Origin of the sequence: Acinetobacter sp. 102 (genome assembly GCF_037028485.1) — a bacterium.
Taxonomy (GTDB): Bacteria; Pseudomonadota; Gammaproteobacteria; order Pseudomonadales; family Moraxellaceae; genus Acinetobacter; species Acinetobacter higginsii.
On the sequence record NZ_JAZEZK010000006.1, the window covers coordinates 1 to 23,638 of the forward strand.

Genomic DNA, 23,638 nt, shown 5'->3' on the forward strand with positions numbered 1-23,638 from the left:
AGGTTTTCAATCAGAATTATATAAAGGCGGGATTTTATAATTTTTAAAAATTTCTTTTTTATCATTCACATTATTTCATATTGATGAATATTGGCTGTTTTTAAATCAATTTTTAAAAATATTTTCAAAACATGATAAAAGGTCAAATAATGCCTCAAATTAGTGCATAAAAATCATAGGAACATGTGTCAACATGTATTGAACTTCAATTTATTTTTTAGTTAAAACTATTTCAAGAATCATTTAGATGAAAAAAACAGCTCAATGATAAACATTAAAATGAATATAGAAATGATCACACCACAACTAAAAAGAAGAGAAAAACTAACTAAAAAATAATAATCACTCATTTTATCAAAAATATAATTCAGAAAATATAAAAATAAAAAAGCATAACCAATATTGGAGTTCCACAAACACATAATCATCAAAAAAAATAAATTTTTTTTTAGATATTTTTTATTTGCATGAACTTCAATTTCTTTACTTAGCTTTCTGTAATCAGATACTGTAATTTTTTTATATACCACATCTACGCCTTGGCTATATAATTTAGGATAAAACATAAACCCTTTATTTATAAAATAATTAGCATTTAATACATGAAAACTATCCATTTCTTCAAAAAACCACACTTACACAAACTATTTTTTTAATTTTTTCAACTTAATATTCAACCACATACACGTAGAACAGCATAAGATTGACACACTATCTCAAGTTTACAAACAGACACTGAATCATTTCGTAAGAATGTAAAATAAAATTTATTTAAAGATAAAAGATCACATCTATTTAAAACAACAACCATACATAAAATTTTGATTAACTTTATTATATAAATAGCCCATAATTGCCCCTTATCAAGAATATATGGCTTATTGAATATTTTTAATGAGAAAGATAAAAAAGACCTAAAGCTATCTGATTCAATAGAGTGCAGATAGATTAGATCTTTATTTTCAGAAGAGATATTGAGGACTTAAATAATCTCAGCAATCCTTGTTTCTACCTGACAGGTCTCTCCCTGAGCTATAAGAATTTGAAGTTTCCCACTTCGATGCGCAACAACAGACACTTCCATTTTCATAGCTTCCATAATAGCGACCACTTGCCCTTCTGTGACTTGCTCACCATTTTCAACTTTCCAAGCACTCATCACACCATTAATCGGTGCCAATAAATGCTCTGTACTTACCTCAAGCTCAACAGTTTGTGTTTGGATTGCGGTTGCTGACCCTTGTGTAAACATGCCCGCAGGTAGACCTAAACGGTGTAACTTGCCATCAATTTCAATATAGCTCAGTAGCATTGGTTGTTGATGGTTTGGAATGCCACGTTTAGTTGGCTTCAACTCTTGTTTAAAGTCATTTTCGATCCAACGGGTATGGACCTTAAACTCATCACTAAAATCAGGTTCATTGAGTACTGCACGGTGGAAATCTAAAACTGATGCGATACCTTCAATTTTAAATTGCTTTAACGCACGTTTAGCACGGGCAATGGCAACTTCACGGGTTGGGCCCGTCACAATCAGTTTTGCCATCAGTGAGTCAAAATGACTGGAGACCAATGACCCAGTTCGGACCCCTGTATCGACACGTACACCATGACCAAATGGCGCTTCGAATAAGCTCAGCACACCAAATGCTGGAATAAACCCACGTGCTGGGTCCTCGGCATTGATACGAAACTCAATGGCATGACCTTGTGCTTTTGGAGTTTCTTGAATCGAAAGTACTTCACCTTGTGCGACACGGATTTGTTCTACCACCAAATCGACTTTTGAGGTTTCCTCAGTGACAGGATGCTCAACTTGCAAACGGGTGTTTACTTCTAAAAATGAAAGCTTGCCGTCACGACTGAGTAAGTATTCAACTGTTCCTGCACCCACATAGTTTGCAGCCTGACAAATGTTTTTTGCCGAGCGTAAAATTTGCTGATAAATCTCATCGCTAATAAATGGCGCTGGCGCTTCTTCAACTAACTTCTGGTTACGACGTTGCAAAGAGCAATCACGCGTTCCAAGTACCACAATATTGCCATGTTGGTCAGCAATCACCTGTGCTTCGACATGACGTGGTTGATCTAGATATTGCTCGACAAAACATTCACCACGACCAAAGGCAGCTTTGGACTCTCGTACAGCTGAATCATAAAGCTCTTTGACATCTTCAAGTTTCCACGCCACTTTTAAACCACGGCCACCACCACCAAATGCCGCTTTGATGGCAATTGGCAAACCAAATTGTTTGGCAAACGCTAAAGCTTCTTCTGCATTATTGAGTGGGTCTTGCGTCCCCTGAACCAATGGTGCACCGACTGAAGCGGCAATTTTTCGAGCTTCAATTTTATCGCCTAGTTTTTCAATCGCACTTGGAGATGGCCCGACCCATTTTAAACCTGCATCAATCACTGCTTGTGCAAATTCAGCACGTTCAGATAAAAAACCATAACCTGGATGCACCATGGTTGCTTTGGATTTCTTTGCAATCTCGATAATGGCAGCAATATTTAAATAAGTTTCGCTTGCGGTTGCACCAGCCAAACCCCATGCTTCATCTGCAAGTTCGACATGCATACTGCCAATGTCGTCATCAGCATATAACGCGACCGATGCAATTCCCATATCACGGCAAGCATGGATAATACGAACGGCAATTTCACCACGATTGGCAATCAGTAATTTTTCATTTTTCATCATTTATTCTCAAAATCTGTAAATTCGGCAATTTTTTTAAATTTAATCCAGCAACCCGCAGGAATCTGTGCCACCAAATCCCAATGATGTTTTGCAACAGCAGCAATGACGGGATATCCGCCCGTTAAAGGATGATCATTCATAAACAAAACTGGCTGTCCACTCGGTGGAATCTGCAACGCACCGATACACGTGCCTTCACTTTCCAATTCATGGATAATTTTGCGAGTTAGAGACTGCTCACCTGACAATCTGAGCCCAATGCGATTGCTTTCATTGGTCACCAACCATTCTTGCTGACAGAGCAGTTCAATACCGTCTTGTGCAAACCAGTCGGTACGTGGTCCCATCACAATATCGAGCTCAACCACGTCACCCACTTTGGGCAAATCGTTTTTGCCTACTTCATTGACACTAATGTTGGCTACCTTCACTTGCCCTTGGTAAATGGTATCTCCAAGCTTTAAAGGTTCTGGCCCTAACACCGCCAAGCTGTCAAACGAAGTACTATTCAGTACAGGTTGAACGTCGATGCCTCCACGAACTGCCAGATAGTTTCTTAAGCCTGCTGTGGGTTGCTGAATGTGAAATTCATCACCTTCGTCTAAATCAATCGGCTGATAGCTTGCAAAATCTGTGGTTTGACCATCAGCAAATTTCACACGAATATTTGAAATGGCACCTGCAATTGCAATAACACCCGCAGACTGCATTTTGGCTTTTAAGCCACCATTTAAAACTTCAATAACGGGTGTATCGGTTGGATTACCGACAATACGGTTAGCACTATGCATGGCAGATAAATCCATTGCACCTGCCATTCCAACACCAATCTTGGTCTGATTTAAACGCCCTTCATCTTGAATCAGCATTTGTAAGCTTGGTGCAGTGATCGTAAACAGCGGTACCGATTGTTGAGGTTCAACTGTGCGCGTGATCTGCTGTGGTACAGTCACAGTCGTTGGACGATGCGTGACATCTTCAAAATGTATGGTCATGCCTGGTAACAGCAAAGCAGGATTTTTACGCTCTAAATCCCACATTTTTTCCGATGTGGTACCAATCAGCTGCCAACCACCCGGACTGTCTTTTGGGTAAATACCAGAGTATTTTCCAGCCAAACCCAAAGAACCTAATGGTATCTTTTTACGTGGAACCGTTAAACGTGGAATATCGGTAAAAGGCTTATCAGGACTACTCATATAAGCAAAGCCCGGTGCAAAACCAATAAAAGCTACATTCCACACGCTTTGCTGATGCATTCTAATCACATCCGAGATCGATAACCCTTGCAACTCTGCCACCTGAGCAAGGTCTTCGCCATCGTAACGAATCGGCACAATCACTTCTTGGCTGCTACGCTCAAATCCAGCATCAACTTTAAGGCTTTGAATTGAAGCAAGCAGCGTTTTAAAGTTGGTTTCGATTTCGTTAAAAAAAACCAAAATTGTTTTTGCAGCAGGGACTAAGTCTTTAATTCCATTCAATTGCGTATGTTGCAATTTATTGTACAACGCCAATGTTTCTTCGAGGCTCGCAAGCTCAATCAGAAAACAATCGACGTTTACCGATAAAAAACGCATTTGCTTATCCTTATTAATTGTTCTTTAGTCCAATTAGCCCATCCAAGCGCGGTCAGGAATGTCGGTAATCAACATATGACCTGGTGCATGACTAATCGCAAAAGGAATTTTCGAGTTCATCACTGCCGCTTGCGGTGTTACTCCACATGCCCAAAACACGGGAATTTCACCCAACTCAATACGAGAAGCATCGCCAAAGTCAGGCTTATTTACATCTGAAATTCCTAAGCTTTCAGGGTGCCCGATATGTACAGGTGCACCATGTACACTTGGCATACGTGCGGTGATTTTTACCGCTTCACTAATTTGATGCGATGGAATGGGGCGCATGGAAACCACCATATTGCCTGAAATACGCCCTGCTGGCTGGCACTGAATATTACTGAGATACATCGGCACATTGGTGTTGTCATGAATATGACGAACTTCAATCCCCGCTTCTTGCAAAGCGGTTTCAAACGAAAAACTGCAACCAATCAAAAAAGTCACCAAATCAGGATGGGCGTTGTAAATCTCGCTCGCATCGGTCACTTCATCGACCATTTCACCCTCTTTCCAAATGCGATAGCGCGGGAAATCGGTGCGGATATCTGAGTCTGCTGCAAGCTTAGTTGCATAGATGCCTTCTTCGAGCACATCAAGCACTGGGCAGCTTTGTGGATTACGGTGTGCGTAGAGTAAAAAGTCATATGCCCACTCTTTTGGCACCGAAATCATATTGACCTGCGTCATACCCGCCGCCATCCCTGCTGTCGGTTTATCAAAACCTGCACGGATTTTTAAACGCGCATCTAACGCGGCTTCAAGTTGAGCTGGGTCGACTTTAATATCCTTATACATTGTGCTCATCCTTATGCATTGTTTACAAATGGGCAAATTTCAATATTGTTTTTTACAAGCTCGGCTTTAATGGCTGCCGACATCTCTAATGCACCGTCAGTGTCGCCATGTAAGCAAATGGTGTCAGCTTGAATTGGGGTAAATACGCCTTCAATTGACTCTACCCCACCATTTTTAAGCATTGAAACCACACGGCTCGCAACAAATGCCGAGTCATGTAAAACCGCACCTTCGAGACGACGAGACACCAGTGAACCATCACTGTTATATGCACGATCTGCAAATGCTTCTGACACAACTTTTAAACCAGCCACACGTGCCTGCTCGACCAAGCTTGACCCCGCCAAAGCCACTAAAACCAGTTCAGGGTTATACATTTTAATTGCATCAATCACTGCTGCTGCCTGAACTTGATCATGGGCAATGGTGTTATACAGTGCACCATGTGGTTTCACGTATTGCACTTTCGAACCTGCCACTTTTGCCAAACCGTCCAATGCTGAAATTTGATACAACACATCAGCAATCAGTTCGTCACGGGACACATCCATATTACGGCGGCCAAAACCAACCAAATCTGGATAAGAGACATGTGCCCCAATCGTGACGCCCAATTCAACGGCTTTACGAACTGTTTTTAAAATCCCCAAAGGATCACCTGCATGAAAACCACATGCGATATTGGCACTGGTCACGACAGGTAAAATCTGATCATCATTACCCATTTTCCATGAGCCAAAACTTTCACCCAAATCACTATTTAAATCTACAAACATGGCATTATTCCTTTATTACTTCACGCAGTCTGGCTTAAAGTTTGGTCAAATAGTTAAACACGGTCGTAAATGACATATAGCCCATCCACCACGTCAATACACATGTAAGTGCACCTAAAACAATTAACCATTTTGGATAGTTATAATGACCCATCAAATCTTTACGGCAAGCCGCAACATACACAAAAATTGTAAGACCAATTGGCAACACTAAACCGTTAAAACCACCGACAAAAATGAGTAGACCTGCTGGTGTTGCCCCCAATACCACATAAAGTAATAAGGCTAAGGCAATAAAAGTGATGGTGGTATAGTTACTTTGTTTTGGGGTTAAATTCTTTTTAAATGCACTAAAGAATGAAACCGAGGTATAGGCTGCACCAATGGTGCTACTAATACCCGCTGCCCAAAAGATCAGGCCAAATAATTTATAACCAAATGTGCCTGCAGCATACTGGAATGCTTGTGCCGCTGGATTGGCATTATGACTAGCGAGATCGATGCTTGCACCGCTCACCACCACACCCAAGAAGGCTAAAAATAAGACATAGCGCATGATGCCAACTACAACAATGCCCTTAGTCGCTGCTTTGGCCACTTCATCAATATTTTCAGGGCCAACCGCACCTTTATCGAGTAAACGGTGTGCACCTGCATAGCAGATATAACCACCCACCGTACCACCGACAATGGTGGTAATAATGGCAAAGTCGATCTGATCTGGCGCAAAGGTTTGCTGTACCGCCTGCCCAACAGGAGGCATCACAATGACAGCCACAATGATGATCAGGATGATTTTCAACAATCCTAACACAATCATGCTTTTATCCATGGCAAGCGTGGCTTTTCTAGAGGCAAAAATCAAAATCGCCAATGCACCGCTGAGGATACCACCCCATTTGGTATCCAGACCAAACAGTGCATTTAAACCTAATGCAGCACCCGCAATATTTCCGATACTAAAGAAGAAACCGCCTAGAATCACCAGAAAAGCAAGTAAATAGCCACTACCAGGTAAAGCCTTATTGGCAATATCGGATGCACGCATTTGCGTGAGCGTCACTACACGCCAAATATTTTGCTGCACCACATAATCAATCAAAATTGAAACTAAAATGGCAAAACCAAATGCGGCACCTAATTTCACTGTAAATACAGCAGTTTGGGTTAAAAATCCGGGTCCCATGGCAGAGGTTGCCATCATAAAGATCGAGGCGACAATGGCCCACTGGCGATCTGATAGCAAAGAAGATTTCAGTAAAGACATATTAATGCGTTCCTCATCCATTTGAGCTCAATAACGCTATTTTCAACTTGATCCAAGAGCATCATTTTGTTTATAAACGATCTTCTTTAATCCTTTTTAAATCACAAAGATTCCCTGTTCTCCCACTCAGCGATGGGTAATCAAATCTTCTCGTTCAAATAAAAACATATGCAAGCCAACTGAACAATACGACTTTTTAGATATAAAATTTAAGCCAATCCATTGAATTTAATTACTTTTTATTTATAATTGGTTTAAAGATAAATTTTACTTATCACTCCTGATAAGCTGCTTTTATAATTTTTTAACTCAGCAGCTGTTGGATTCGACATACAAGGTTCTCACAGAAGCTTACCTTAACCACTTCAATTTTTTATTTTCTCATTCAAGCTTTTCATCGCGCTTTCAGAAACCATCACGGCGACATCGGTTAATTTTTCTTTCAATGCAGCATCATTGCCTTGAATATAAATCGAGGTAAAGTGAAAGGTCTTTAACTTAATTGGCGTATTTAATATTTCCAATCGACCATCGGTAATTTCTTTTAAAGCAGTTAAGGTCGGTACCACAGCGATCCCCAAACCTTGCTCGGCAAGACGTAATAAGGTTGCCAAGGAATAACTGGTGATCGAAAGCGGCTCATCTAGCCCCTGTTCCTTCATTTTGGCTTTCAGCTCTTTATAGGGGTAGGTAATTTTTGGATAGGTTAAAATGGTATGTGACATTAAGGTCTTAAAGGACATTTGAGCAATTCCCCCTTTAAATGAAGGTGAAGCCAAAAAGCTGAGTTCAAAATCACACAGTGCCTGTTCAATACATTCAAAAGCCAGCGTCGGCCCGAGTAAAAAGGCCATATCGAGATCGCCTGTGCGTACGCCTTCTTGTAAATTCGGCGTCAAATCAACCACGATTTCTACAGAAACTTTAGGGAATTCCTGCTGAACTTTCTCGATATATTCCACCAACCATGTATAGACAATGGTTTCCGAAACGCCCAAACGAATTGTGCCAGTCAAATGCTGATTTTCAGTTAATTCTGCGATCAGTTCTGTTTCTAAACGCATCAACTTTTCAGCATATTTAAATAAAGTCATCCCTTTATGGGTCGGCTTGAGTTGGCGAAAACTTCGATCTAAAACTTTAAATCCAAGGTCATTTTCAATCGCGGTAATTTTCTGTGATACCGCAGGCTGGGTGGTTTGTAATTTTGTCGCTGCCTTATTAAAACTATTCAGCGTCACCACCCAGTAAAATGCTTCCAGATTCTTTAAATTCACGTTTAAATCTAAGCTCGCTATCCCTTTCTCGCTGTATAGTATGAGAGTGAAAAGCCTGATTAAGCTACCTATTTATTAATTTTTGTTGCAGTTATTTGCGAATTGACTCATTTCACTCTTACAAAAATAATATCCAAATCCTGCTTGGGAACGAAGTTACGCTTGTTCATCTGAAATTGAGTTGGACTGATTTTTTCGACTTTGCCATTCCAACAAAATGAAACCAATTCATTCTTATCACGCTCAATCGTCAATTTAAAATTTTCAATCGGTTTGGCCCAATTTGCCCCTGTGGTCAGAATATAGCTTAAAGCGTTAAACGGTGAATTTTCTGCTTTGGCTTTTTTTAAGCCCTGTTTAAATTGCGCATCCATACAAAAGTTCTGATTGTATTCATCAGGATATAGCGCAACAGAACCACCCACCAAAGGTTGATATTGATGCTGAATTTTGGTCAAAGCATTGGCTTTAAAGGTCTGCTTCCAACTATAGATCACTTGAGATGACCATGGAATTTCATCATCTTTTTTAAAGTTCGCCAATATCTTCTGTATTTGTGGCTGCTTACATCGCTTTAATTTATCGACAAAATAGCTATAGTCATCATTGTTACGCATCCAAGGATTAAGCATCTCTGTTTGGCTAAAACCACATTGTTTAAATACATCTGTTGCATCAATTAACGGTGACTTTTCATCTCTTTGGATAAAGGTGCGCACATGCATTTCTGGCTGAATATTTTGACCATCAACAATAATTTTAAAGCTTTTTAATAGTGCTTCGGTATGGGCAAAATCCGAATCAAAGAAGTTATCAATACGTGGTAAGGGAAACAAAATGGTTTCCGTCACATCTTTATTGCTTAAATTTTTATAAAGGTAATCCACTTTAATCAGCTTCTTACTAATAAATAAGTCTTCACTTTGCATCGCAACATGCGCATTTTTAAGATAGGCCACTCCGCCTGTACCCACATAGCCCGTTGAATCATTGGCTAGGCTATAGGTCGGTATTTGCAGCAAAATAGAACATGCCAAGATGATTTTTTTCATTTTTTTAGTGTCCAATTTAAGACTGTCATTATCAGGCTCAATCATAGCGGCTTAAAGGCGCATATGTTTACTTTTTTACTTATTGTACATTTAAAAAAGGAGCAGTCTGTTGATCACAAACTACTCCCATGATTCAGACTTTTATATTCAAGTTCAAAATTTTATCAAACCCTGAACGCTGCTTTTAGCAAGATGATTTACTTTAATCGAATCATTACCGTTTTAATCCGATTGCTCTCCATCTCGACCACGTCAAATTGTAAGTCTTGATAGTCCAGCATTGAGCCGACTTCCACTAGGCCATTACTTTTATCGAGAATAAGTCCCGACACGGTAATATAAGCGGTCTCTTCATCGACTAAATCGACACCTAGCTGTAATTCAAGTTGATACAAATCTAACGTGCCTGCAGCTTTCCAAGTGCTTTCATCGACTTGAATCAAATCAAGCTGTTCATCTGCATCTGGAAACTCACCTGCAATCGCTTCAAAAACATCCAGCGGTGAAATTAATCCCTGCACATTTCCAAACTCATCATTAACCAGTACCAATGAGCCTTTGGAAGTTCGCAACGTATTGATCACATCAATCACTTTCATTTTTTCAAAAATAAAGATCGGACGCTGTGCTTTGATCAACGATTTTAATTGTGCTTCATCATCCAGCACATCCAAAATTTCCTTGGCGCGAACCACACTCAGAACTTTATCTAAGCTGCCTCGGCAGACTGGAAATAAGCTATGCGGTACAGATAAAACCTGCTCTCGAATTTTCTCTGGCGTTTCATCAATGTTAATCCACGATATTTGACTACGTGGCGTCATAATTGATGCGACAGATCGTTCTGCCAGCATTAATACCCCACCAATCATATAACGTTCTTGATCATCAAATGTGTCTTGCGCTTCCAAATGCTGCAGCGGATTGGCCGCAGTGGTTTCAGACTTGCCACCCATGAGCTTTAAAATCGTGTCTGCAGTTCGATTACGTAGTGGAATCTTCGACTCATGCTTTGAACGATTACGTTGCGTAAACTGATTAAATGCCTCAATGACAATCGCAACACCAATACCCGAATAGATATAACCTTTAGGAATATGGAAACCAAAGCCTTCGGCAATTAAGCTAATACCAATTAACAGTAAGAAGCTTAAGCAGAGAATAATGACAGTTGGGTGTCGATTGACGAACTCCGTTAATGGTTTAGACGCAAGCAACATCACCAGCATGGCCACAACCATCGCCACCATCATGACGTAGATATTATCCACCATACCAATGGCAGTAATCACCGAGTCTAATGAGAACACGGCATCCAATACCACAATCTGGGCGACAACTGCAGTAAAGCTTGCATATACCACATTGGTGGTAATTTTGACTTCGGCTTTGCCTTCCATCCGTTCATGTAATTCACTTACCGCTTTATAGAGTAAGAATAAACCACCGAATAAAAGAATCAGATCTCGACCCGAAAAAGACCAATCAAAAATGAAAATAAGCGGTTTGGTTAAAGTGACTAACCAAGAAATGGCGAACAATAAGCCCAAACGCATGATCAATGCGAGAGACAAACCAATGACTCTGGCTTTATCACGTTGGGAAGGAGGAAGTTTATCTGCCAAAATGGCAATAAAGACGAGATTATCAATCCCTAAAACAATCTCTAAAACGATCAGAGTAAGCAAACCTACCCAAATCCCTGGATCTAATAAAAATTCCATTATTTACTCCTTAAACAAAAACAAGGAGTCATGAAATTGTATTTTAACTTTGTACCCGGCGAGGGATCCATTTATGTTGACCTTTTTGACAATAGTTGCTCCGATTATGCCTAATCTTTCAGGATTAAGTTTATTTTTTTAAGAATTATATACAACTTAAATAAAATTAAATAAATAATTTAAATATCAATATGATATATAGAATTAAAGTTTATCATTTAATTATTTTTTGAATAATTTGTTACATATTTTTAGCGCTGAGATTCACAATAAAACCCAGACAACCAAACAATTAAGGACATTATTTTTCAGCTTAAAAAGAGACCTAAGCAAACAATCTAAGCTATTTTTGCTTACCAATTTTAATGCTATAGCGACACTTGGCCGATTGCTCTAGTTCATCGAGTACCATTCTTTTGCTGTTTATTTCTTCACACATCGCGGATTCCTTTTTGTGAATCTTTCTCAATTTGTTAAGATGAGCGACTGAGGAAGTCATTCAATTTCTCATACCCTGTTGACTTAATTTTGACAGAAAAGAAGGCCTTAGAAAGGTATACTTTCTTGGCAATTAAGTCGAATTTTACAGTGGTTGTTAGAATTGGCGAGACAGCCAAACGTTCAAACTAAACTTATTTATTATTTAAATTTAAGGATTTAACATACATGAATAGCGCTGAAATCATGGCTGACCTTTCATCTCATACGCCGATGATGCATAAGTACCTTTATACTGATTTGTAAAATAATTTTCTATTAAATTCTTAAAACCTACACAATAACCTACACTTTTTCAAAATCATTAAAACAACCTATACCACCTTTTTTTATGTCTATCTAATAAGCGATCAGATTTAATAATCAGGATGAGTTGATTCAAAGATTTATTTGACTCATTTAGTGAGTCGAATATAGACTACAATCTACTCACTTCTCCATGTTCTCTAAAGGAATGACCATCATGTATGATGACTGGATTTGGAAACAGCCTAACTGGACAACCTTTATATGGAAAGATGAAAACATTCTTCCACTCACTAGACACATTCATCAGAAAATTGGAATCCTGCTTGGGCAAAGCCAGCATACCCCTGAAAAAGAATACCTTACCCTAGACAACCTAATTGCCAATCTTGTCTCATCATCAGCTATCGAAAATGAAACTCTCAATGTTTATTCGCTTCGTTCATCTCTGGCAAAACGTCTAGGTGTATCACTGGAGCAACCCTATCCAAGCTCAGAACGCTCAGATGGTCTAGCCAACATCATGCTCGATGCCTTAAATAATTTTGAGCAGGACTTAACTGTTGAAAGGTTGTTTCAATGGCATCAATGGTTGTTCAATGAAACTGACTGGACGATGCAGCGTATTCGTATTGGACAATTACGTGGACATGAACCCATGCAGGTTGTTTCAGGTCGCATGGACTATCCTACCGTGCATTTTGAAGCCCCCCCAAGAGATGGACTGGAACAACGCTTAAATGATTTTATCCAGTGGTTTAATCAGAGTAAAACCGATAACTTACTTGACCCGTTAATCCGAGCTGGTATTACTCACCTATGGTTTGTGACACTACATCCTTTTGATGATGGTAATGGACGTATTACACGTACACTGACAGACTTAGCTTTAGCTCAAATGGATCAGCAAAGTATTCGTCTATATGCGATGTCACCTATAATTTTAAATAAGCGTAAGGGCTATTATGAAATTCTTGAAGCTACTCAAAAAGGCGGTTCTGATATTACAGATTGGTTGCTTTGGTTTTTACACGCACTCTATGAAAGCCTTGAGCAGACATTAGAGCGTATTGAAAGGACTCTTTTAAAAAGTAAATTTTGGCAGTTTTTTTCAGAATTGGATTTGCATGAAGGACAGCGCAAGGTTTTAAATCGGCTGCTTGATGGTGGGGGGAATGATTTTGAGCATGGGATAAGTGCATCCCAGTATCAGAAAGTAGCGAAAGTCAGTCGAGCGACAGCAACTCGCCATCTCACTGATTTATTAGAAAAAGGCTGTATTGTGAAACTTGATGGTGGTGGAAGGAATACGAGATATCGTATCAAGAAATGATAAAACTAATTATCAGGAAATAAAAATGAATGAATTCAATGAATACTTGATAGAAAAAATTAAAAACCTAGCTGAAACTCTAACCACACTTACCAAGTTAATGCTTGGGTTTGGAGTTATTTGTTTAATATTCTATCTATTCAGAATTGGGTACTTCCCGACAGAAGTAACTATAGGTGATAGCTTAGTGTTTTTTATTATTGCCTTTTCATTTGGATTAATTTATTTCATTTTCATATTATCAAATTTCTCTCTAGGTTATTTAATTTTTTTAATTATAAAAATCATATTTACTTCTTTTTCAAAAAAGAATTTAATCAATTTTATAATAAGAAATTATAGCTATCTATTAATACAAATAAATCTAAATTTCTTTAAGAGCAATATTTTTTTTGATATTTTAGCAAAATTAGGCAACTTTCTCATACTCAGCTTTCTATCTCTATTTATTGTTTTCATATATGATTTCAACCCATTTAGCATTTTTGTAATTTTAATTTGTAGTCTAGCAACTTTTATTTTTTTAAAATTTTTCCATGAAGAATACACCAATAAAAGAAATGAAGATTTATACAATGGAGTACTTATACTACCAGAAAGTGAACTTGAAAAACTTAGAGCTACCAACTTGCTTAATAAAAAAAGACGAATGATGGCTTTCCTATGTATTGGTATTTTCACACCTTTGTGGGGTTATATATCAGATCAAGAAAATTTTAGTCTTTCTACTTTCTCTGTAAATTCTCTAGTTGTTAACAAAAAAAATAGCTCCGTATTTATTAAAAAAGAGTTTTCCGACCTTATTCCAGAGAATTTCATAAATAAAGATATTAAGTTAGAAAATTATATACAAGTTAAAAATACCACTATCCTACTTAAAGGACTTGGTAAAAATGCTCTGTTAAGTTTCACATTTGACAATGGCGATGAGATTAGACGAGAAGTCCCAAATGAAGCTATATCGACAGAAAAGCTTATTCTAAATAAAAAAAAAGCTAAGTAAGGATGTAAGCATCCGATGCTCCTCACTTGAACTCAAACAGGGTACCATTTATGTGGCAGTAAGGGTTAGTAATCTTGTAAGCACATCGTTTAAATAAACAATGGGAACCTGATGGGCTCGGCTGAAAATCATATACTACCGTCTGAGCTGCATTGTACTGTGGTAAGGCCCAATACCCTTTCTTGGGCTTCTTCGCGCCACTTTTCATCATGGTCTCAGGTGTTTCATCTGCATGAATCACCTGTTGCTGTAAATATGGTCTGCTCAAGTGCTTCAGCTAGGTGTCCACTTGTTTGTTAGTGGACACTATCGGAGGATTGAACCCCTAATGAAACTGGAGTTATCTGGGACTTAGTTATTATTTACAAATCATCACAACAATAAGACTAGCTAATTGATTAAATGATAATTTTTAAAAATTCAAGAATCAATCACCCTATATTTCTATAAAATAAACTAGGAAATTAACTTATTCATATCAATCTCATAGCCTAACATTCTGATCTCTTTAGCTAGGTCAATTTCCCAATTTCGTTCAGACATATATACGACCCCACTAATATCATTAGGTAGCTCAATACTATTATCTGTAACTAATGGGAATACTCTCTCACGACCTAATTTACCGATAAGTAAACCATGCTCAAATACTACATTTTGTCTAGCACGAGGTCTGAGGTCATTCTTTTTAATTTTTGTTTCACCGACATCATCTGGTGTATATAAGATAATACCAAAACCGACATCAGTATATTCTTCAAGTTTTTCAATAATGGTTTTCCCTTTACTTGCCTGTTCATGCAGAATAATAGCTTCAAAACCTAATTTTTCTAATAGTCGAGCAGTGCTAAGTTTAGCAGTATCATCATGCCCATGCACAATAAATACCTTTCTTAGTAACGGTATTAATTTTATATCTTTAACTTCATCAACGTTGTTTTCACCAAAATCAAATTCATCATTTTTCACATCTAGAATCAAAGAGTCTAAATAAGCCAATATCGGCGTCCGTTTAAAATGATCAAAGTCATGACCTTCATGGTAATCACCATCAAGCGACCATGCCATCCTATAACTAGGTTTATCTTGTAATCTTTCATAAATTTCAGGTGAAAAGGGATCTAGCTGTTTCTTTGCGAACCTCATCCATGAAGTTAATCTTTCCTCACCCGTACCATCATCTCGATAGTATGCTTGTCTAACATCATTATCCAATCTCTCTTTTAGCTTCTGCAATATACTTAAAAGTTGATCCTTATTCATCTTCAAAATGACCAATAGTATTAATAAATAATCAAGAATATTAGAAATATTCTCATAGATAGTTGCTAAAAAAGCCTTTAATATAAATATCTTATATTAAAATATAACAACATAAATTGACGCGCCCAACCAGAAATGTCAATAGAAAATTTCAATCAATGATAGTACCGAAAACAACATCAACTTTTATACTTACTTCATGAATAGCGTACTTGCAAATCTTGATCAGATTCACCAGCCATATCACACAAACTACTTACCAATATAAGGCTCAGGTTTTGTGATAACTTGCTAAATGCCCTAGCTATCTTTTTCAAGGGCTATTCTTATCCATAACTGGTATTAGACTATATAACTTTATTCATATCAACATTATAACCAGCAGCTTTCAATTCTTTAGCCAAATGAAACTTCCAAGCCTCAGTTCTATCCATTTCGGTCCAAACAACTCCAACATAATCACTAGGTATTTCTAGTTCAGCAGATTTTAATGCACAAACCCTATCTCTACCAAGCTTGCCAATAAAATAACCTAACTCTAAGATGACATTTTGCCTCGCCCTTGGACTATAATCATTAGCATCTTTAGCTTTACCAAGGTCATCAGGCGTTAAAAGAACTATTGCAAAGCCTACATCTGAATTTACTTCAATTTTCTCAATAATTGTGCGACCACTATTTGCTTGCTCATGTAAGATAATCGCTTCAAACTTATGTTTTTCAAGGTAACGAGCTACACTTTGTAATGCACCATGATCATGACCATGGACAATAAAAATTTTATTATTAGATACTGACATCTTTAACTCTACTTGAGTTTCTCCATGAGATTGAATATATATTTTATAATCCCTCACAAATGGAATAATAAGGTTTCTTACCATATTGTGAACATGATTAATGATCTTACCATTTGCATAGAAATAATAATGACTAAAAGTTGAAGCGTAGCCATCAACCGTACCTAGTTTTTGAATCAATAGGTATTGTAAAGCCAGATTTTTCTCATCATCGTTTGTCCACTCCAAACGAGCGCTTCCAAGCATTCCTCTTCCTGACTCTTCACTTTCTTGCAAAAATTGCTCAATATCCACATTTTGTACTAATTTTTCATTATAGACCTCTAAATCAGGATGATTTAACAGTCTAGCCAATTTTTGTAAGGATGCTTCATAGGTCTGAAAGTGTGATGCTTGCAAATCTAAAACTGTATTATCTATTTTTTTAAATAAATCATTCGCCATCTTGGGCATCCTTATCTTTTTCCATTCGCACCTCAGTAGCTCTATCAATTATCTGCTGGCGATAACTCTCTTTCATATTAGCAACTAGCTCAGTAATCATTGGATTTGAAGAATAACCATCAGCTTTCTGATCAATTAAATTTTCCATATTAACAATAGCAAGCTCAATACTTTCAGCATCAAAAGGGTCAAAACTAACATCACCAAATGACCCATCAATTTCTTTTGTAAATTTTTCAATTTGTTGAAGTTGTTTGGCTAACCGATCTAACCCACTATTTTTCATAATTATTCCAGTTTTAAATAATAAAATTTAAACTAAATTTGATAACTTTATAAATAAAATATCAAATACCATTAATTTTAAATGTAGTAATAAAAATAGCTGAATACAATAACTAACTTAAAGATTAGCGACATAAACTGACGTACTCAACCAAAAATACATATAGATCATTCTAATCAATGATAGACTACTCAAAACTGCATCGACTTTTAAACTCATTTCATGAATAGCGTACTTGCGAATATTGATCAGATTCGACAATCATACTCCACACAGACTACTTCCCAGCATAAAGCAAACTTGGGACAGTATTTTACGCCTACTGACATTGCTGTCTTCATGGCATCACTATTTGAGCTTAAAGACAAAGAACAGTACGAAATTTTAGATGCAGGTGCAGGTATCGGTTGTCTAAGTAGTGCTTTACTCCAAAGAATTCAGGACACCTACCCTAACAGCTCTTGTAATGTAACCGCAGTGGAGTTAGATAAACAACTCGTTGCTACACTTCAGCATAATTTAGAAATGTTTGAACCAGCAAAACTTGAAGTTTGTAATGAAAATTTTATAGATTTTGCTTTTCTAAACCTTTTAGAAAAAAGACTGCGTTATGATCTAATTATCCTTAACCCGCCCTATAAAAAAATTAATGCCCAATCTAAAGAGCGTTTATTATTACGGAAATTAGGCATTGAGGTCGTCAATCTCTATGCTGCTTTTGTTGCCTTGTCTCTGGAATTGCTGGCAGAGCAAGGTGAACTTGTTGTCATTCTACCCCGTAGCTTTTGTAATGGAACTTACTTTAGACCCTTTAGAGAATTCATTTTAGAACGTTCCGCAATTAAAGCCATTCATACATTTGAATCTCGACAAGATGTTTTCCAAGATGAGAGTATCTTGCAAGAAAATATCATTCTGCATTTACAAAAAGGATCTGGTCAAAATATTGACGTGTGCATAAGCCATTCTACTAATTCCAGTTTTAAAAACTTAAAGAAAGAATCTTATCCATTTTCTAAAATTATATACCCTGATGATAAGGATAAATTTATTCATATCCCCACCACAGTCCAACCTGATACTCAACTCAACCAGCTATTTTCTTCCAGTTTGGAAGAATTAGGTTTACAGGTCTCTACAGGTCCAGTTGTAGATTTCAGGGTTAAAGAGGAGTTATGTTTTGATCTTCCTAAAGATCAGCATGTGCCCCTATTTTACCCTAGCCACTTTGATGGTATTTCATCTCTGGTCTGGATAAATTCTCAACATAAAAAACCGAACGCACTTAGGCTCAATGAGCAAACAATGAAAATGGTTTACCAAGCTGGTGACTATTGTATTGTTAGACGTTTTTCACCAAAGGAACAAAAGCATCGTATTGTTGCTCATTTCCTTGATCAAAACCTCTTAACAGATTATTCACATTTCGCTTTTGAAAACCACCTCAACGTGTTTCATATCAAGAAATCGGGCTTAAATGCTAAAATTGCCCTAGGTCTAACTATTTACCTAAACAGCAATATCGTAGACCAATATTTCCGTCAGTTTAGCGGACATACACAAATTAATGTCGGTGATCTAAAAAAACTTCCCTATCCTAATCTTGAACAGTTAAAAACATTGGGATTGTGGGCACAAGAATACAAGCAGATACAGCAAGATCAAATTGATCAGAGAGTCATGGAGTTAGTTCAAAATGTCTGAAAGCCACCAATATATTTCTGATGCAATTTCCATTTTAAAACAATTGGGCTTTCCACCTAAACAGCAGCAAGAGCGTTCAGCTTTAACGCTCTTGGCTCTTTTAGATTTACAACCTGATGGAAAATGGCATGATTTAAAAGCTCCATTGATGGGTGTCACGCCTATCATGGACTGGATGAATTTGAACTATCAAAAGCAGTACGCACCTAATTCTAGGGAAACAGTAAGAAGACAAACTTTACATCAGTTCGTTAGTGCTGGATTAATTCTTTATAATCCAGATGAGCCTAATCGCCCTGTTAATAGTGGAAAAACAGTTTATCAAATTGAGCCTAGTGCCAAAGCATTATTGCAGAACTTTGGGACAGATCAGTGGGAAAACAACCTTGAAAAATATTTGGCAGATCGAGATACATTAGTTTCTAAATACGCAAAGGAAAGAGAACATTTATTAGTTCCTGTACAGATTGACAGCAGCACTGAAATTCTTCTTACACCTGGTGCTCATAGTGAGTTAATCAAAAACATTATTGAGGATTTCGCGCCTCGCTTTGCACCTAACTCAACGCTGATCTATGCTGGTGATACAGGCTCAAAAGTCGGGCATTTTAATGAAGCCTTATTAGCAGAGCTAGGAGTAACAATCAACAAACATGGTAAAATGCCAGATGTCGTTCTGTATTTTTCTGAAAAAGATTGGTTAATTCTCATTGAGTCAGTTACCAGTCATGGTCCTGTAGATGGCAAACGTCATGAGGAACTCGCTCAGTTATTTGCAAAATCATCTGCTGGTTTAGTGTATGTCACTGCCTTCCCTGACCGTGCTATTATGCGTAAATATTTAGGTGATATTGCGTGGGAAACGGAAGTCTGGGTCGCAGATGCCCCAACTCATTTGATTCATTTTAATGGTGTAAGGTTTTTAGGGCCTTATTAAATGAGCCTCTCAAAAACAGAATTTAAGCTCAGTTTCTTAAAATTTTTATTTATTTTTCAATATGGGACATCACCTGTCCTACTGACTCTGCATCATAACTCCATAAAAAAACAAAACATACTTGTTCAACGTGGAGTCAAACATGAAAGGTACAATTTTAGATTTTTCAGTTCAAACCAATACTGGGGTTATTTCAGGGGATGATGCTGCTCGATATCATTTCCTCGGTAGTGAGTGGAAAGAAGCAGCATTACCTCAACGTGGTATGAAAGTAGATTTCGATGTCAACAGTTTGAATCAAGCTACTGCCATTTATAAAGCTTTGGGAACAAATAACCCCACTAATTTAAGCACGTCTTACTCAGAAAAATCTGAAGAATGTTTTAATCTTTTTGACTGGTTTATAAAGTGTTTAAAAAATTATGCCAATTTTAATGGTCGTGCGAGACGAAAAGAATTTTGGTTTTTTTATCTGGGTTTAGTGATATGTAATGTTCTATCAATGATCATTGATGCTATTTTAGGAACAGAAATTTTATTTTATGTCATTACAACCCTAGCATTAACTATTCCATTTTTAGCCGTTTCTGCTCGTAGACTCCATGACACAAACCGCTCTGGATGGTGGTATCTTATTAGTCTAACAATTATTGGAATCATTCCTTTAATCATTTGGTGGGCTCAATCTGGGGAAAGCAATAATAATCAATATGGTGAACCAACAAAATAATCACAAATAACGCCAATTCTTTTCTATCAAGAGATATTGGCGTAAGGGCTATATCTTAAAGGTGAATCTATGGCTTTTATCATTTTATTGTTCTTTTCAGCACTGATTGCTTTGTATGCCAATAGTCAAGGTCGATCTTTTTTATTCTGGTTTTTGGTATCAGCAATATTTACACCTTTTATTGGTTTTATCGCCCTTTTAATCATTTCACGATTAGCCCCGTTACCTTTACGGCAACATAACGAACGTGTCATTAGAACCATTCACCCTCCAAAAAACTAAATATTTACCAATGACTTATATCACGATATTTTAAATGATATAGGTCATTTTAATGGAATCCTACATGAAGCCTTTAATTTTTACTCTGGTGCTACTCAGCAGCGCAACGCTCTTAACAGCATGTGACAATATTAAAAAAGTTCTGCCACAAGCTGAAAATGAACAATCAGTTAAAGTTCAAGCAGAAATGGCTATTCAGAATAAGTCCCCTCTTCAAGGCATTGAAACTTTGGTTGACAATAAGGTTACTGAATCTATCAAATTCCTAAATGAAGAATCCCGACGTTCTGCTTCTGACGATGATTATTATAAATATGCCTTAAACTCAAAAAATATTATCAAGTCTGATCTCAATCAGGATGGAAAGACTGATTACGTTGTTGAGGCTAGTTTTTGTGAGGAAACAAACTGCCATTCAACAACCATGACCTATGAAGTTTTTATTTTTACCACGAACCAACAAGATCAGATTAATTTTATTACTGATCTCAATCTGGGTTTGGATGCCAAAGTAACTAACATTAGTAAAGATGGTATTATTACAATTGAGAATCATGAATATGCAGAGGATGATCCCTCTTGCTGCCCATCAATTGTGAATACCCAATCCTATGCCTTGGTTGGTAAAAAGCTAGCTTTACTTGCCAATTCATAATTAAAAAAAGGGGGGAATGCCAATATTGGTATTCCCCCCTTTTTTATCTTTTGAATGTCCAGTTACCTAAATTTGTATTAATCTGAATTTCAATGATTTTATCCAAGCTACAGTTATTAATATAGCCTCGATAAGTATGACCAAAGCTCAAAGTAACAGGCATTTTAATTGAATTATCAATTGCACTACACTGTCCCCGATTGAGAATAACTTTGTCAATCACCACCTGATCTGTTGTGGACTGCACATCAATCATACCTAAGCCATATTCAGCCCATGCGGGATTTAATTGTAAGTCGATTCGTACAGGTGCTTCTTCGGGAATTTGTGGTATTTCCATTTCCTCTACACTTTCATTTTCATAACGGGTTAAGCCGTCTGCACTATATTGATCATCGGTATCATTAACAGGTTGTGTTTCCTGAATCACTTCAGCTTTTTCAGTGGATTCTACATTTGGCTTATTGTTTGAGGCATCCTGACACCCAGCGATAAGCAACAGACTCCCGATAAGATAGTATAATCTCATTGGATCACCTTTTATTTTTAAAGAGAATTAGAGTTCTTATTTCGAGAAAATGAAATAAGAACTCATAGAAAAATTAAAAAGGAATTACATTTCAGGACGAAGTTTGATGCCCTGAATTTTACTGGTTATTTTTTTATTAGCAGCACATTCTACGGTAGCAAGTAATTTGTCATTATTGCTGACTTCAACACCAGCAGTATATTCTCTCGTCATTTTATCCAGACTGTCATTAACCCGATATATAGTTTTTCCATTTGGGATATTAATTGCATAATTTTCATATCGCCCAATACCCTGCCATTGAAAAGTGGTGACGTTATTGCGAGGAACTGTGATCGCCAACTCAGGTTTAGTATTTGCTTTACCAAATGAATAGCTGATGGTATTGCCTGCATCACAGACCTGAATCACTTTGTTATTGGTCGTTGTACAGTTGAATACCATTTTGCTCTGGCTTGGACAAGCTGCAAATACTGAATGGCTACAGAAAGCAACGGCGAATCCAATGATTAATTTTTTCATGTCAAAAGTCCTTTTAGTTATTTATCGATAATGACAATATTTTTGTTCACCAAATGGTTCATCATCACCCAAGCTGAGTGCTGATACTTTCTGGCTTTTTAATTGCTTGGTTGTGATATCTCCACCCCAAGTATTAAAAATTAAATTGATTGAACCCTCTGGACCACTTCTCACTACATAGTCTGCAATTGCGCCCTCACCCCATCCCTCATGATAGCAACCATACTTAAGTTTTTTCTCAATGCTGTTGATGCTTTCTTTATTGAGGAAAACCTTAATGCCATCCGTATATAAATAATCAGTAGACACATTTCCACTTAATGTTGCATTGCTTAGACCATATTGGTCAAAACTAGCTGCAACTTTATTACCATTTTTTAGTTTCCAGATAATCAACCCTGCTGCTTTCTCTGAAGGTTTCCCTAGTTTGCTTGTAACTGTTTTTAGTGAATCACCTACTGTAAGCTTCACCCCATTGGCAGAAATAAACTCATCTGCAAGAACAGATGTAGTTGCAGCAAGTAAACTTGCGAACAAGACAGATTTTGATATTTTCATTGAATAAGCCCCTTATTGAATTATCATTTTGATAAGGCTTTATTATTGGGCATGGAGTGGACAGGTTGTGTCCTTTTATAAAAAAGAAGTAATGAATTTCATTTCATTACTTCTTTTAGCATAAGTTAAAATATAAAATTTAAAAATCAATACTTGCAAATGGTTTTAATTTCTCTTGTAACTCTGCTTGCTTTTGTTTTTCACGTTCAGCCTCGACACCGTCCTTAGAATAAGTGATGAAACGCTCAACCCAAGCTCCATTACGGAAAGTCTCTACATTAAATTCGCTATTACCGCTCCCACTAATATAATCGTCCGTATTCAGAATAACAGTACCATCATCTAATGTTATATCAATCCACTCATGGTAGCTGTGAGCACTCTTAACTTTGAGGTTAATCGTACATTTCTCCCACTTTTTTGTAGCTTCATTCATGTCTACATAGCTTCCCTCATTTATCCAATTTTTATTAATTGGCCGCCCATCCATTGCAATAATTAGAGCAGCATCATGCACTTTACGCGCTAATGCTTTAGCTTCAGCTTTTGCTTGTTCAAATTCTTGATCTGACACATTTAACTCCATAAAAAATTTTAAAGTATAAAATCCGTACTATCCATCATGAAA

The 23,638-nt window shown here is 37.2% G+C and carries 23 protein-coding genes and 1 pseudogene; 7 read left to right on the forward strand and 17 right to left on the reverse strand.

Going from position 1 to position 23,638, the window contains the following annotated elements; all coding sequences use genetic code 11:
- Positions 1–239: 239 nt before the first annotated feature.
- From WA352_RS07085 to WA352_RS07125, 9 genes are all read right to left on the reverse strand, one after another.
- Complete coding sequence (locus WA352_RS07085) at positions 240–617, reverse strand: hypothetical protein (protein WP_004808395.1); 378 nt, start codon at positions 615–617, stop codon at positions 240–242.
- 365 nt (positions 618–982) lie between these two features.
- Positions 983–2,701 (reverse strand): acetyl/propionyl/methylcrotonyl-CoA carboxylase subunit alpha, encoded by a 1,719-nt coding sequence (locus tag WA352_RS07090; protein WP_336142072.1) that lies wholly within the window; start codon positions 2,699–2,701, stop codon positions 983–985.
- The gene (locus WA352_RS07095; protein ID WP_336141674.1) at positions 2,701–4,284 is read right to left on the reverse strand and encodes an urea amidolyase family protein; all 1,584 of its coding nucleotides are present in this window, start codon (positions 4,282–4,284) and stop codon (positions 2,701–2,703) included. The genes WA352_RS07090 and WA352_RS07095 overlap by 1 nt, the downstream gene beginning before the upstream one ends.
- Positions 4,285–4,317: 33 nt before the next feature.
- Positions 4,318–5,133 carry a putative hydro-lyase gene (locus WA352_RS07100; protein WP_336141675.1) on the reverse strand — a complete coding sequence of 272 codons (816 nt, stop codon included), beginning with the start codon at positions 5,131–5,133 and terminating at the stop codon, positions 4,318–4,320.
- Positions 5,134–5,135: 2 nt separating this feature from the next.
- Positions 5,136–5,900, reverse strand: coding sequence for a LamB/YcsF family protein (locus tag WA352_RS07105; RefSeq protein WP_171549768.1), 765 nt, complete (start codon positions 5,898–5,900; stop codon positions 5,136–5,138).
- 34 nt (positions 5,901–5,934) lie between these two features.
- Complete coding sequence (locus WA352_RS07110) at positions 5,935–7,188, reverse strand: NRAMP family divalent metal transporter (protein WP_336141678.1); 1,254 nt, start codon at positions 7,186–7,188, stop codon at positions 5,935–5,937.
- A gap of 344 nt (positions 7,189–7,532) precedes the next feature.
- Positions 7,533–8,444 carry a LysR family transcriptional regulator MumR gene (gene mumR / locus WA352_RS07115; RefSeq protein WP_336141680.1) on the reverse strand — a complete coding sequence of 304 codons (912 nt, stop codon included), beginning with the start codon at positions 8,442–8,444 and terminating at the stop codon, positions 7,533–7,535.
- Between the two features lie 107 nt (positions 8,445–8,551).
- Complete coding sequence (locus WA352_RS07120) at positions 8,552–9,496, reverse strand: DUF4424 family protein (protein WP_336141682.1); 945 nt, start codon at positions 9,494–9,496, stop codon at positions 8,552–8,554.
- 197 nt (positions 9,497–9,693) lie between these two features.
- The gene (locus WA352_RS07125) at positions 9,694–11,220 is read right to left on the reverse strand and encodes a TerC family protein (RefSeq protein ID WP_336141684.1); all 1,527 of its coding nucleotides are present in this window, start codon (positions 11,218–11,220) and stop codon (positions 9,694–9,696) included.
- A 961-nt stretch (positions 11,221–12,181) separates the two neighbouring features.
- Between WA352_RS07125 and WA352_RS07130 the strand changes: the two genes are divergently transcribed.
- Both WA352_RS07130 and WA352_RS07135 read left to right on the forward strand, forming a co-directional pair.
- The gene (locus WA352_RS07130) at positions 12,182–13,297 is read left to right on the forward strand and encodes a Fic family protein (RefSeq protein ID WP_336141686.1); all 1,116 of its coding nucleotides are present in this window, start codon (positions 12,182–12,184) and stop codon (positions 13,295–13,297) included.
- Positions 13,298–13,322: 25 nt separating this feature from the next.
- The gene (locus tag WA352_RS07135) at positions 13,323–14,300 is read left to right on the forward strand and encodes a hypothetical protein (protein ID WP_336141688.1); all 978 of its coding nucleotides are present in this window, start codon (positions 13,323–13,325) and stop codon (positions 14,298–14,300) included.
- A gap of 100 nt (positions 14,301–14,400) precedes the next feature.
- Here the strand turns inward: WA352_RS07135 and WA352_RS07140 are convergent.
- The 4 genes and pseudogenes from WA352_RS07140 to WA352_RS07155 all read right to left on the reverse strand — a co-directional run.
- Positions 14,401–14,568 (reverse strand): annotated as a pseudogene (locus WA352_RS07140) (IS66 family transposase); the annotation flags it as partial.
- A 188-nt stretch (positions 14,569–14,756) separates the two neighbouring features.
- Positions 14,757–15,563, reverse strand: coding sequence for a TIR domain-containing protein (locus WA352_RS07145; protein ID WP_241281617.1), 807 nt, complete (start codon positions 15,561–15,563; stop codon positions 14,757–14,759).
- Between the two features lie 347 nt (positions 15,564–15,910).
- Entirely contained in the window at positions 15,911–16,807 is an 897-nt protein-coding gene (locus WA352_RS07150; RefSeq protein WP_336141689.1) for a nucleotide-binding protein, read from the reverse strand.
- On the reverse strand, positions 16,797–17,093 hold the full coding sequence (locus WA352_RS07155) for a hypothetical protein (protein ID WP_336141691.1): 297 nt from the start codon (positions 17,091–17,093) through the stop codon (positions 16,797–16,799). Before WA352_RS07155 ends, WA352_RS07150 begins: the two co-directional genes overlap by 11 nt.
- Before the next feature lie 222 nt (positions 17,094–17,315).
- Here WA352_RS07155 and WA352_RS07160 point away from each other — a divergent pair, with 222 nt between their 5' ends.
- From WA352_RS07160 to WA352_RS07180, 5 genes are all read left to right on the forward strand, one after another.
- Positions 17,316–18,797: an Eco57I restriction-modification methylase domain-containing protein gene (locus tag WA352_RS07160; RefSeq protein WP_336141693.1), complete on the forward strand. Its 1,482-nt coding sequence runs from the start codon at positions 17,316–17,318 to the stop codon at positions 18,795–18,797.
- Positions 18,790–19,734, forward strand: coding sequence for a BsuBI/PstI family type II restriction endonuclease (locus WA352_RS07165; RefSeq protein ID WP_336141694.1), 945 nt, complete (start codon positions 18,790–18,792; stop codon positions 19,732–19,734). The genes WA352_RS07160 and WA352_RS07165 overlap by 8 nt, the downstream gene beginning before the upstream one ends.
- A gap of 142 nt (positions 19,735–19,876) precedes the next feature.
- Entirely contained in the window at positions 19,877–20,464 is a 588-nt protein-coding gene (locus WA352_RS07170; protein ID WP_336141695.1) for a DUF805 domain-containing protein, read from the forward strand.
- Positions 20,465–20,533: 69 nt separating this feature from the next.
- Entirely contained in the window at positions 20,534–20,746 is a 213-nt protein-coding gene (locus WA352_RS07175; RefSeq protein WP_336141697.1) for a hypothetical protein, read from the forward strand.
- 64 nt (positions 20,747–20,810) lie between these two features.
- Positions 20,811–21,401, forward strand: a complete 591-nt coding sequence (locus tag WA352_RS07180; RefSeq protein WP_336141699.1) for a hypothetical protein — start codon at positions 20,811–20,813, stop codon at positions 21,399–21,401.
- Positions 21,402–21,444: 43 nt separating this feature from the next.
- Here WA352_RS07180 and WA352_RS07185 read toward each other — a convergent pair whose 3' ends face one another.
- The 4 genes from WA352_RS07185 to WA352_RS07200 form a co-directional block, all read right to left on the reverse strand.
- Positions 21,445–21,930 carry a hypothetical protein gene (locus WA352_RS07185; RefSeq protein ID WP_336141701.1) on the reverse strand — a complete coding sequence of 162 codons (486 nt, stop codon included), beginning with the start codon at positions 21,928–21,930 and terminating at the stop codon, positions 21,445–21,447.
- An 84-nt stretch (positions 21,931–22,014) separates the two neighbouring features.
- Positions 22,015–22,452, reverse strand: coding sequence for a hypothetical protein (locus WA352_RS07190; protein WP_336141703.1), 438 nt, complete (start codon positions 22,450–22,452; stop codon positions 22,015–22,017).
- A 21-nt stretch (positions 22,453–22,473) separates the two neighbouring features.
- Positions 22,474–23,010: a hypothetical protein gene (locus WA352_RS07195; RefSeq protein ID WP_336141704.1), complete on the reverse strand. Its 537-nt coding sequence runs from the start codon at positions 23,008–23,010 to the stop codon at positions 22,474–22,476.
- Positions 23,011–23,149: 139 nt separating this feature from the next.
- Positions 23,150–23,584 carry a hypothetical protein gene (locus tag WA352_RS07200; RefSeq protein ID WP_336141707.1) on the reverse strand — a complete coding sequence of 145 codons (435 nt, stop codon included), beginning with the start codon at positions 23,582–23,584 and terminating at the stop codon, positions 23,150–23,152.
- Between the last annotated feature and the right edge of the window lie 54 nt (positions 23,585–23,638).

Bases quoted from the DNA above. Each gene is read 5' to 3' on its own strand.
- WA352_RS07180 (WP_336141699.1), top strand. From the start codon at position 20,811: ATGAAGCCTTTAATTTTTACTCTGGTGCTACTCAGCAGCGCAACGCTC.
- WA352_RS07120 (WP_336141682.1), bottom strand. From the start codon at position 9,496: ATGAAAAAAATCATCTTGGCATGTTCTATTTTGCTGCAAATACCGACC.
- WA352_RS07170 (WP_336141695.1), top strand. From the start codon at position 19,877: ATGAAAGGTACAATTTTAGATTTTTCAGTTCAAACCAATACTGGGGTT.
- WA352_RS07095 (WP_336141674.1), bottom strand. From the start codon at position 4,284: ATGCGTTTTTTATCGGTAAACGTCGATTGTTTTCTGATTGAGCTTGCG.
- WA352_RS07145 (WP_241281617.1), bottom strand. From the start codon at position 15,563: ATGAATAAGGATCAACTTTTAAGTATATTGCAGAAGCTAAAAGAGAGA.
- WA352_RS07130 (WP_336141686.1), top strand. From the start codon at position 12,182: ATGTATGATGACTGGATTTGGAAACAGCCTAACTGGACAACCTTTATA.
- WA352_RS07085 (WP_004808395.1), bottom strand. From the start codon at position 617: ATGGATAGTTTTCATGTATTAAATGCTAATTATTTTATAAATAAAGGG.
- WA352_RS07110 (WP_336141678.1), bottom strand. From the start codon at position 7,188: ATGGATGAGGAACGCATTAATATGTCTTTACTGAAATCTTCTTTGCTA.
- WA352_RS07190 (WP_336141703.1), bottom strand. From the start codon at position 22,452: ATGAAAAAATTAATCATTGGATTCGCCGTTGCTTTCTGTAGCCATTCA.
- WA352_RS07195 (WP_336141704.1), bottom strand. From the start codon at position 23,010: ATGAAAATATCAAAATCTGTCTTGTTCGCAAGTTTACTTGCTGCAACT.
- WA352_RS07175 (WP_336141697.1), top strand. From the start codon at position 20,534: ATGGCTTTTATCATTTTATTGTTCTTTTCAGCACTGATTGCTTTGTAT.
- WA352_RS07155 (WP_336141691.1), bottom strand. From the start codon at position 17,093: ATGAAAAATAGTGGGTTAGATCGGTTAGCCAAACAACTTCAACAAATT.
- WA352_RS07100 (WP_336141675.1), bottom strand. From the start codon at position 5,133: ATGAGCACAATGTATAAGGATATTAAAGTCGACCCAGCTCAACTTGAA.
- WA352_RS07160 (WP_336141693.1), top strand. From the start codon at position 17,316: ATGAATAGCGTACTTGCGAATATTGATCAGATTCGACAATCATACTCC.
- WA352_RS07135 (WP_336141688.1), top strand. From the start codon at position 13,323: ATGAATGAATTCAATGAATACTTGATAGAAAAAATTAAAAACCTAGCT.
- WA352_RS07125 (WP_336141684.1), bottom strand. From the start codon at position 11,220: ATGGAATTTTTATTAGATCCAGGGATTTGGGTAGGTTTGCTTACTCTG.
- WA352_RS07185 (WP_336141701.1), bottom strand. From the start codon at position 21,930: ATGAGATTATACTATCTTATCGGGAGTCTGTTGCTTATCGCTGGGTGT.
- WA352_RS07090 (WP_336142072.1), bottom strand. From the start codon at position 2,701: ATGAAAAATGAAAAATTACTGATTGCCAATCGTGGTGAAATTGCCGTT.
- WA352_RS07165 (WP_336141694.1), top strand. From the start codon at position 18,790: ATGTCTGAAAGCCACCAATATATTTCTGATGCAATTTCCATTTTAAAA.
- WA352_RS07105 (WP_171549768.1), bottom strand. From the start codon at position 5,900: ATGTTTGTAGATTTAAATAGTGATTTGGGTGAAAGTTTTGGCTCATGG.
- WA352_RS07150 (WP_336141689.1), bottom strand. From the start codon at position 16,807: ATGGCGAATGATTTATTTAAAAAAATAGATAATACAGTTTTAGATTTG.